The following is an 8,374-nucleotide window of genomic DNA, read 5'->3' as shown; positions in this document are numbered from 1 at the left end:
ATTTTTTCGTATTTTGATCGGCAAATTACGAAACGAGGTCAAAACTACGAAACGAGCGCGCTACAGACGTGTCACAGGTCATAAAAAGGCGCGCCCCTTGCGTGTCACCGTGACGCAGCATCCCGGCCGTGTCACATAGCTACAACCCCTGCAGCGTGCCCTCAATGAGGACGGTCTATGTCGTAGACATGTGCCCGTAATGTGTGTCTGTGTCTCTCCCTTAAAAGGTTTGGGTCGAAATGCCGCAAAATTACGAAACATCCCCGAAATGTGACGCGTCTGTGCAGGTCACAGCGTTATCGCGTGTTTCGTAATTTGGTTTTCCGATTTTCGTAGTTCTACGAAACCGCAGGTAGAGCGTTTCGTAATTTTTTCGTATTTTGATCGGCAAATTACGAAACGAGGTCAAAACTACGAAACGAGCACACTATAGACGTGTCACAGGTCACAAAAAGGCGCGCCCCTTGCGTGTCACCATGCCGCCACACAACAGCTGCCCCACCACAACACCCCAGCCGTGCCACGTGGCGTGTAGAAACGTGCTCGGTTCGATTCGTAAAGATTAGGTCGCAGGCTATTGTGCGCGACGCATAAGTTCCGTACGATGGCCCCCAGACCGTATGTGGCGTTTTAATTCGTTTTTGGTTTAGCCAGCCGCATACGGGGGATAACCCCGAGGATAATTCATAAAGAGACAGCCTCTCGACCGTGATAGGCGCGGTTCCTCCGACGAGATAGACCGGTCGGCAACGGCATTGCCAACCACAAAAGCGGTCAGGTAGGGAGTAAGCGCTCCCGTAAAGCGATGGGACGGCAGACCACCGTTCTAGCGAGTTGAGCACGGCACTCCAAGCCGCCTGAATAGCAAGCCGGTAAAGCACCCCGCTCCGGGACAGATCAATCTGCCCAGGAGCGTTTTTCTATGTCCGAAAAGGACACGACTACCGCCGTCGCGCCACGCTTTTACACGCTGCAGGAACTCGCCGATCTCGGCGTCGGCTCCGAGTCCACGTTGCGAAAAGCTATTAAAGAGGGCCGTCTTTCATTCCACCGTTTCGGCACCGCCTATCGGATTCGCCAAGACGATCTCGACGCCTACCTCGCGGCCGCACGCCGCCCTGCCCCGCAGCTATTCGACGGCTTCGTCGATGCCGTCGTGAATGCAGCGCCCCAACTGACAGATGAGCAGCGCCAGCAGCTCGTCACGGTGCTGGGCGGTGTGAAGCACTAATGCGGACAAACCCGCCTACGACGAGATCCCGCCGCTTAGCTCAGCTAGTCAGGCTGGGTCTTGAACTGAGTGCGAGGGCTGATGGGTGATGGCCGTGCTACTACACACGCGCGCTCCACCGTCGTGCCCCGAGTCCAAATAAACAGTTCATTCAACCAAGGAGAACAAACCATGTCTTTCAGAGACGATTACGCAGCAGCGCTGCGCGATGAGCAGCAAGCAAAAGATACCGTGAACGAGGCGCGCCGTGCACACAAAGCGACAAAGGAGCGCCTTGCGCAGTTGCGCAAGTATGCCGAAGAGTTCGAGGTGAATCTCGACGGTGACAAGTCCGCCAGCACCGAAGGGGACGGTGACAAGTCCGCCAGCACCGAAGGGGACAGCGATACACCTGAGAACGGTGACGGCGACACGCCTGAGAGCACCGAGGGCAGTAAGCCGAAGCGGCATCTAGAAGTTGTACCCGACTAACCCTTTAGCCGTACACGCAATCACCTCATGTGTGTACGGCCACGCGGCGTGACGACGTACAGCCGTCACGTTTGATGTCGCCACACACCCCGCTCGCAAGGGCGGGGTTTTCGCGTGTGTGCGGGTGGCTGCGGCACCGCTACACGTGACACTGTCACGATGCTTGCGCCGGTATCGGCGACGGGGCATATACACGTCTGCCCCGTCGCCTGGATCATCCGCCACATGGCTGGCGGTATGTCGCGCTGCTGTTATGCGCGGTTCTGGCCGGCATAGTCTTGTGTGGACTTGAAATATGCCGAAGACGGGGCCGTGGGTGCAGCAAAGACAGCAGCGTGGACAGAGCAGATTTCAGCAACAGTCATGTTGCTGAAGTTGTGACCGCGACGGCAGATGGTATGCGGCGGACGCCGCATAATGCCGCGCCGTGAGATACGCCAATATCCATCTCGGCAGGCTTGCCGTGATGGAGCGTTTCGTGATGACCCAAACACGACACATCGATGCTGGCATATCCGAATGTATATCGACGTGATATATCGGATTGCCAGCAGTGTCGTAATACAGAGCATGGGTCATCACACAAGGTGCAGCGCCAGCTGCACTATTGGGCATCTTGACCGGAGCGCAAGCGGAGGGCAAGACAGCACCAGCCAGACCGAGCGAGCGAGGTCTGAGACTGGGGCTATAAGGGGCGGCGCGCCAGCGCCGGGCACCGGGTTATGCGAGCGCCAGCGAGTAGTAACACCCGGTGCAGTGCCTCGGCTATGCCGAGCGCCGGAGCGCAGCGGAGGCGTCGCACCCCCTTATGCCCTTTTCCCCCTTCTACCCCTATAACGACAAACATATAGGGGTTTTGACACAGAAGGGGGCTGCGACCTGCGTGTTTCGGGTTGTGACACGGTCTTCGACCCTTACCCGAAACGGCCCGTTGATGCGCGAAGCGCACATGGTGCCTACGCAAAATCTGCAGGTCGCCACGCTGTGCGCACCACATGCGGCGTCAGCCGTTGTATGTCGGTCTTAAAGTAAGGGCCGATGACGGGTGGAAACGCCGCTTGCGGCGTGTTCCCGCGTCATCGCGCACGCCGTGTGCAACGTGAGCTTGCGAACGTGCCACGGCGTCGAACCGAACGGCAAGACCGACATTGTTTACGTGGTGCGCACAGCCACACCCTGCACTCTGGCACCGCCGCCAGGCGGTTATTGCAGGGTGTTCCAAATCCCGCAGCGAGCCATCCGCCGCAAGGCGGTGTTGATGCTGCTGCGGGTGATAACAACACGGGTCGAATAACACACTCCATATCGGCCCGTGCCATAAGCACAGTATCTGTGCAGACGCATCACGTTCGCGGCGGCCATATGCGCGCAAGCGCATGTAACGAGCACCGCCAGCGACGTGTGTTTCGCAGCGCGTCGCGCTGCAGCAGATCCAGCGGCAGCTGTTGATGCAAATGTGTAGCGCCGCGACTCGATTGGTTCATCTTTGTGGCAGCGGCTGTACGGCCCTGTGGCGGCCGTAGACGCCTCGGATGGACGGAGTGCGCGTGCAGAAGAACAGTTTCAAGACGTCGCTGTTCGTCGTGTATCTGCCGAAGTCGATGTGCAAGGAGATCCCCGACTACTACACCAGTGAGGTGGACGGGCGCGAAGTGAAACGTCCGCGCTATGTCGCCCGCGACTACGAGGAAGCAAAGCAGTACCTCGAAGAGTCAATGCGCTGGCTTGCAGAAAACTTCATCCCCGGCGGTATCGACGCAGTCGCTGGCGGTGATATGAACTTTGACGAATCAACGCCACACATCCAGTTCCAGGCGGATACGTTCTCACCGAAGCCCGAAGATCCCGACAAGCTCCGTTGCCGCCCCGGCATCGCGTACAACACTGACACCTCAGTGCGGTACACATCCGGCCCGAAGAAGGGCAAGCAGATCTCGGGTAACCAGAAGTTCATCGACGCGCAACGGGGCCTGCGCGAACACATGCACTCGCTCGGCTATCCGGTGGAACTAGAAGTCTCCGAACGTCATGACGAGTCACTCAACCTCGACCGCTACACCGAGCAACAAGACCGGGAGCGCGATCTCGCCAAGCGCGAGGATGATGTGGAAGTCAAGAAGCGATCCGTGCAGCGCGACATGGACGCAATTGATCGTGACCGCGAGCAGGCTGCTAAGGAACTTGAACAGGCGCAAGAAGCCCGCGAAGCAGCCCAGCGCGTACAGGAGAATGCTGAAGCACAGGCTCGCGAGGTTGCCGAGCGTGTGCTCAAGGAAGCACGCGAGAAGGCCGAGCAAGAAGCCGAAGAGATCCGCAGCGAAGCACGCAAGGATGCTGAGCAGGAGTTGGGCCTGGCCGAAGCGCAAGCAGACGAGCTGCTCGAACGAGCCGAAGAGACTGCGCGGGCCAAGGCGGGCGATATTACAGCCGCAGCTCGCAGCGAAGCAGAGACGATCACTCGCAAGACCGACGAGGCCCGTAAGCAGGATGAGCGCGACGCCGAGACGATCCGCAGCAAAGCACGAGATGAGGCCACGAGCATCCGCGACGAGGCCACACGCGACGCTGCAGTAACGCGCAAGGATGCCCGCGATGAGGCTGATCAGATCCGCCGCAACGCGCACACGGACGCCGAAGATGAAGCCGCCATCATCATCGAAGAAGCGGTGAAGTCAGGACAACAGTTGGAGCACTTGGATAAGAAGTTCCTGGTGCAAGAACTGCATCGCAGCCCAGAGTTGCTTGAGCGTTACACGCTGTTCAGGCAGTCGCAGACCTCAGGCAAGAAGGGCGGGGCGCAGCAGCGTGCACGCGAGCGCATCGAGAAGCGCCGCCAGCAGCAACAGCAGCGTGATCGTGATGGCGGTATGGAGTTGTAGCACTGCTCTCCCCTGCCCTGTACGGCCTTCTGCGGGCCTAACAGGGGGCCGTCGGCGTCGTAGGTCATTGGCGGCGGGTAAACGGCTGATATTCAGCGAAAATCGAAGAAATCTCGGCTAGGTGGGGCCGGTGTCACTACGTTGCGCAGTGAATTGGCCTGTTGAGTGGCGGAGATAGTGCGCAGCACGTCGGTGTGTACGACGGGGCATGTGCTGCGCAGAAGAGATGTCCGTAGAAGGGCCGACAGAATGTCGTTGTCATTCTGTCGCGTAGTAAAGGTGTCAATAGGATGACAAACCACTTCACTGCCCAATTCACATGTCATTAAAGTGACAGGGCATTTGATTGCGCAGTAAACGTGTCGATGAAATGGGTGCCCAATACACAGTGCAACCTACGTGTTAATGAAATGTCACAGACACTACATAGTGCAGTGAGTTGCGCAGCAGAAACGCCAGTAAAAGCACCGCACCACTGCACCGTAAAACTGCACAAGTGATTCGCAGCAAATTGGCGTGTGAAATGGTTGAAAAAATAACCCCGCAGGTTTCCCTGCGGGGTTTCGTAGTTAGAACGGTACTTCTTCGCCCTCAGCGCCAGCCAGGGCGGCGGTCGCCGCCTCGCCTCCGCGACGGGCAGCGCGAGCAGCGGACTCCTTCTTGGAATCGATCAGCTGCACCGTGTCGATGCGCGCCACCAGCGGGTACTGCTTCACACCGTCCTTGTCGGTGTAGACGTCGGTCTTGAGCGAGTAGCTCACCGCAACGCGATCGCCGGAGCCGATGCAGCCGAACACACCGGGGTTCGCGGCGTCCTGGACGTAGCCGGTCAGCTCCACGATCTCGCTTTCCACCTTGCCGGTGGACTTGTTCTTGAAGGTGTTGCGCGCATAGACGCTGAGCTTCACCGTCGCGCCGCCGTTTGCGTGCTCGAACAGCTTGGGTGCGCGAGCTGCGTTGCCGACGATGGTGCCGTTGTTGAAGGGGTTGGACATGATGGTTCTCCTTACGTGAGTGGGTGTGATTTGCCGTGCAATTTGGGTACTTAAGCAGCGGCTTTGCCGCTGCGGGGGTTGAGCTGTCCTTACAGCACTGCCCAGGGCAACGGTGTGCCTGCCGCCTCTAGGTCGCGCAGCTTTTGTGCTGCGCCCGGATCGGCGTCCTCGCCGTCGATGCCGTCGGCGAGCTGGTAGAGCAGTTCCAGGTCGGTGTGGATGAAGTCGCGCATCACGTGCCTCCTTGTTCGGATTGATGGTCAATCCGTCTGTTGGAGACAGCTCTGCTGTCTAGGGGTCGCTCCCCTGCCTCGTTGAAGTGTCTGTTGTCGCCAGCCACGGCGATACAGCGAAAAAGAAAACCCCGTTGCATCGCTGCAACGGGGTAGGTGGTGTTACTCGGTGAACAAGATGGTACGGGTCTTCTCGGCGCCCTCGCGGACAAGCTCGACCATCCGCTCGCCCTGGCCGATGTCGGTGAGCTTCGCCACCAACGACGGGAAGTTCTCGTCTGGCCCGATCTCGGTGGCTCGCTGCGCAGCCACGCCAGCTAGTCCCGGCTGGCCTGTGGCGTGAGCGAGCACGGCAACAGTGGCGGTGAGCTGCGCCCGCATCCCCGGCCAGCTGGTCGGGACAGCACGCATAACCTTCTCTATGAACGCAAGGCCAGCCTGCGGCTCATCGAGCAGTGCGGCAAGCAGCGTGTCTCGCAAGCGCGGCGTGGTGAAGCATTTCAGCGCAGACCGAACAGCACGAGTGCTCGGCTGGGTGATCCCTGCCGCCGCCTGTTCGTATTCACGCTGCAGCATGTCGGGAAACACTGGCGGGACAAAGGCCAGCGCGTCTTCGATGATGTCGGCGTGCTCTGCGGCGTCGATGCCGTGATCGGTGCTGTTCAACCGTGCCTCGATGTCGTCTTTGCTCGGCTCCGGCAGTTCGCCGGTGTGCTCTAGCATCTGCTTAAGCGCCGCCGATGCGGCGACCTCGCCGACAACGCCGTGGCGCGGCTCGTTGATGAGCGGATGCTGGTACACAGACCACCACTCAGCCCCGGTGACGATCTCGGGCACCTGCACCACCCCGAGCAGCGGCGGTAGGTGCACTGCCCCGCTGGTGAGATACGTCGCCGTTTCGTCGAAGATCGGTTGCGCAATGTCATCGCTGATCATGTACGCGATAACAGCGTCGAGTTCGAGGTGGTGGACCCACGCTGCGAACCGCTCGCGGCTCTCGGTGAGCTTCTCCACGGCCTCGTCCAGGTCGAACCGTGCGACCGGGCCGAGGCGGATGGTGTCGACGCCCTCGTCGTCGACGAAGAACGCGAGGATCAGCGAGTTGTTCGGGTAAAACCCGAGGATGCCGGGGAGGTTCGCGAGGATCTCGCCGTGGGAGGCAAGCGTGTGGGAATGAGTGGACATGGCAGTGCTCCTTTGCACGAATACGGGGTGTACGTGGTCAATCCCGTATTCGGACCGGCTCTGCCGGTCGCAGGCGTATCCCAGCAGTGCAGTGCCTTTGTGCGCCGGGCGTCGCTAGCGCAGCCTGGTGCCTTCTCGCCGGGTGCGAGCGCTAGCGACGCAGCCTGTGCTTAGGCGTCGGCTTCGATGCGCTTGAGAGCGCGATAGATCGTCGGCCGCGAGACGTTGAATGTCCTGGCTACTGCACTGACGGACTTGCCGCCCTCAATAAGCTCCTTGGCGATCTGGGCTTGTTCTTGGTCGAGCTTCGGTTTGGGGCCGGCGACCCTGCCCTGGGCGCGGGCGTGCGCCACGCCCTCACGGGTGCGCTGGACAAGAAGGTCACGCTGAGTGTCGAGCTACTGTCTCTGCTTGGAGGTTGGAACGTAGGCGTAACCGATGAGCGTTAGACACCCACCTCACCAGTGATCGCGGCAGAAAACGGTAATCCTTGCATAAAGCCTTCCATGTAATCCCAGTCAGGCTTCCCGGTTGGTGCAGCTGGCAACCGAAGTGTCATCTTCCTCATTCGAGCCAAATTCCACTTATACCCATACGTGAATCGGTCCTTCTCGTGACGAATCATGGTTGAGATGAACAGCATTGCCCAGTAGGACACTTCTTGTTTAGGGATTAACACCTGAATGTCGTCTGAGGCGAAGTACGGTTGATCCTGGTAGAAGGAATAACCAACCGATCCGTTGTAGGGAACTGTGATGGTCCCTGCGGGGAAGAGTGGTTCAAGCGCGCTCCAATCGGTAATCCCATTGTTACTGTCCGAAGCACCTATGAAACGTGTTGTTCCCGGTTGCCTATTTGCTTTGGTGACTCGCTTACCCTTCTTGATCTCAAATAGCTGTTCTATCGGGAAATCGCACCAGCCACTGGGGTCGGTCAAAGCCACGGGATCGCCTGTAGCTGCCCGAAGCCCCTCATGAGTCGGAACCTCACTAATTTCGACCCAATCGGGTATCTCGGTGGGAACCTCAATAGTCGCTAGAGTGCGGTTTGCTTCCCTTCCGAAAGCGCTATAACGAAAGGCGTTCTTGCGAATACACATCGCGTAGAAGAGACGCTCGTTGAGACTCATGGTGTCTCGCTTTGGACGAAGGACTGCCACGTTCTGAGCTGTATAGAACGGGCGCTGCTGAACATAGGAAGACAGCAGTCGCGACCCTCCGAGGGCAACTGTGATTAAACCTGTGGGATAAGGGGTCAGGTCAGGTAGTGCCTCGACGTACCCGGAGACACCTGATTTTCCGTTCAGGCCACCCACTCGTCCTACAAATGCGATGCCTGTCCGTGGATCGGTTGGTGTCATCTTGTTCATGTCGAGTTTGT

9 protein-coding genes are annotated in these 8,374 nt (G+C 59.0%); 4 read left to right on the top strand and 5 right to left on the bottom strand.

Translation table 11 applies throughout. The annotated features are described in order from the left end of the window. Positions 1-922: 922 nt before the first annotated feature. From L0M99_RS07925 to L0M99_RS07915, 3 genes are all read left to right on the top strand, one after another. Positions 923-1,231: a helix-turn-helix domain-containing protein gene (locus tag L0M99_RS07925; RefSeq protein ID WP_024058948.1), complete on the top strand. Its 309-nt coding sequence runs from the start codon at positions 923-925 to the stop codon at positions 1,229-1,231. Positions 1,232-1,402: 171 nt separating this feature from the next. Then, complete coding sequence (locus L0M99_RS07920) at positions 1,403-1,702, top strand: hypothetical protein (RefSeq protein WP_024058949.1); 300 nt, start codon at positions 1,403-1,405, stop codon at positions 1,700-1,702. A 1,547-nt stretch (positions 1,703-3,249) separates the two neighbouring features. Continuing rightward, a complete protein-coding gene (locus L0M99_RS07915; RefSeq protein WP_024058951.1) occupies positions 3,250-4,581 on the top strand; it encodes an ATP synthase F0 sector subunit B in 1,332 nt (443 codons plus the stop codon). A gap of 569 nt (positions 4,582-5,150) precedes the next feature. Here L0M99_RS07915 and L0M99_RS07910 read toward each other — a convergent pair. From L0M99_RS07910 to L0M99_RS07900, 3 genes are all read right to left on the bottom strand, one after another. Beyond that, the gene (locus tag L0M99_RS07910; protein WP_016456430.1) at positions 5,151-5,576 is read right to left on the bottom strand and encodes a single-stranded DNA-binding protein; all 426 of its coding nucleotides are present in this window, start codon (positions 5,574-5,576) and stop codon (positions 5,151-5,153) included. A gap of 89 nt (positions 5,577-5,665) precedes the next feature. Next, on the bottom strand, positions 5,666-5,809 hold the full coding sequence (locus tag L0M99_RS07905) for a hypothetical protein (protein WP_024058953.1): 144 nt from the start codon (positions 5,807-5,809) through the stop codon (positions 5,666-5,668). A gap of 162 nt (positions 5,810-5,971) precedes the next feature. Next, the gene (locus tag L0M99_RS07900; protein ID WP_238128290.1) at positions 5,972-6,994 is read right to left on the bottom strand and encodes a DUF4192 domain-containing protein; all 1,023 of its coding nucleotides are present in this window, start codon (positions 6,992-6,994) and stop codon (positions 5,972-5,974) included. On the opposite strand from L0M99_RS07900, the gene L0M99_RS07895 reads away from it, so the two are divergent. Continuing rightward, entirely contained in the window at positions 6,983-7,168 is a 186-nt protein-coding gene (locus L0M99_RS07895; RefSeq protein ID WP_238128289.1) for a hypothetical protein, read from the top strand. The two genes, L0M99_RS07900 and L0M99_RS07895, sit on opposite strands and share 12 nt — an antisense overlap. Here the strand turns inward: L0M99_RS07895 and L0M99_RS07890 are convergent. Both L0M99_RS07890 and L0M99_RS07885 read right to left on the bottom strand, forming a co-directional pair. Continuing rightward, a complete protein-coding gene (locus L0M99_RS07890) occupies positions 7,165-7,347 on the bottom strand; it encodes a helix-turn-helix domain-containing protein (protein WP_022865466.1) in 183 nt (60 codons plus the stop codon). The two genes, L0M99_RS07895 and L0M99_RS07890, sit on opposite strands and share 4 nt — an antisense overlap. A gap of 92 nt (positions 7,348-7,439) precedes the next feature. Next, positions 7,440-8,363, bottom strand: a complete 924-nt coding sequence (locus tag L0M99_RS07885) for a restriction endonuclease subunit S (protein ID WP_051132165.1) — start codon at positions 8,361-8,363, stop codon at positions 7,440-7,442. Positions 8,364-8,374 lie beyond the last annotated feature (11 nt).

The organism is Varibaculum cambriense, from assembly GCF_022133705.1.
GTDB lineage: Bacteria > Actinomycetota > Actinomycetes > Actinomycetales > Actinomycetaceae > Varibaculum > Varibaculum cambriense_A.
This window is presented reverse-complemented; position numbering and strand designations above follow the sequence as displayed.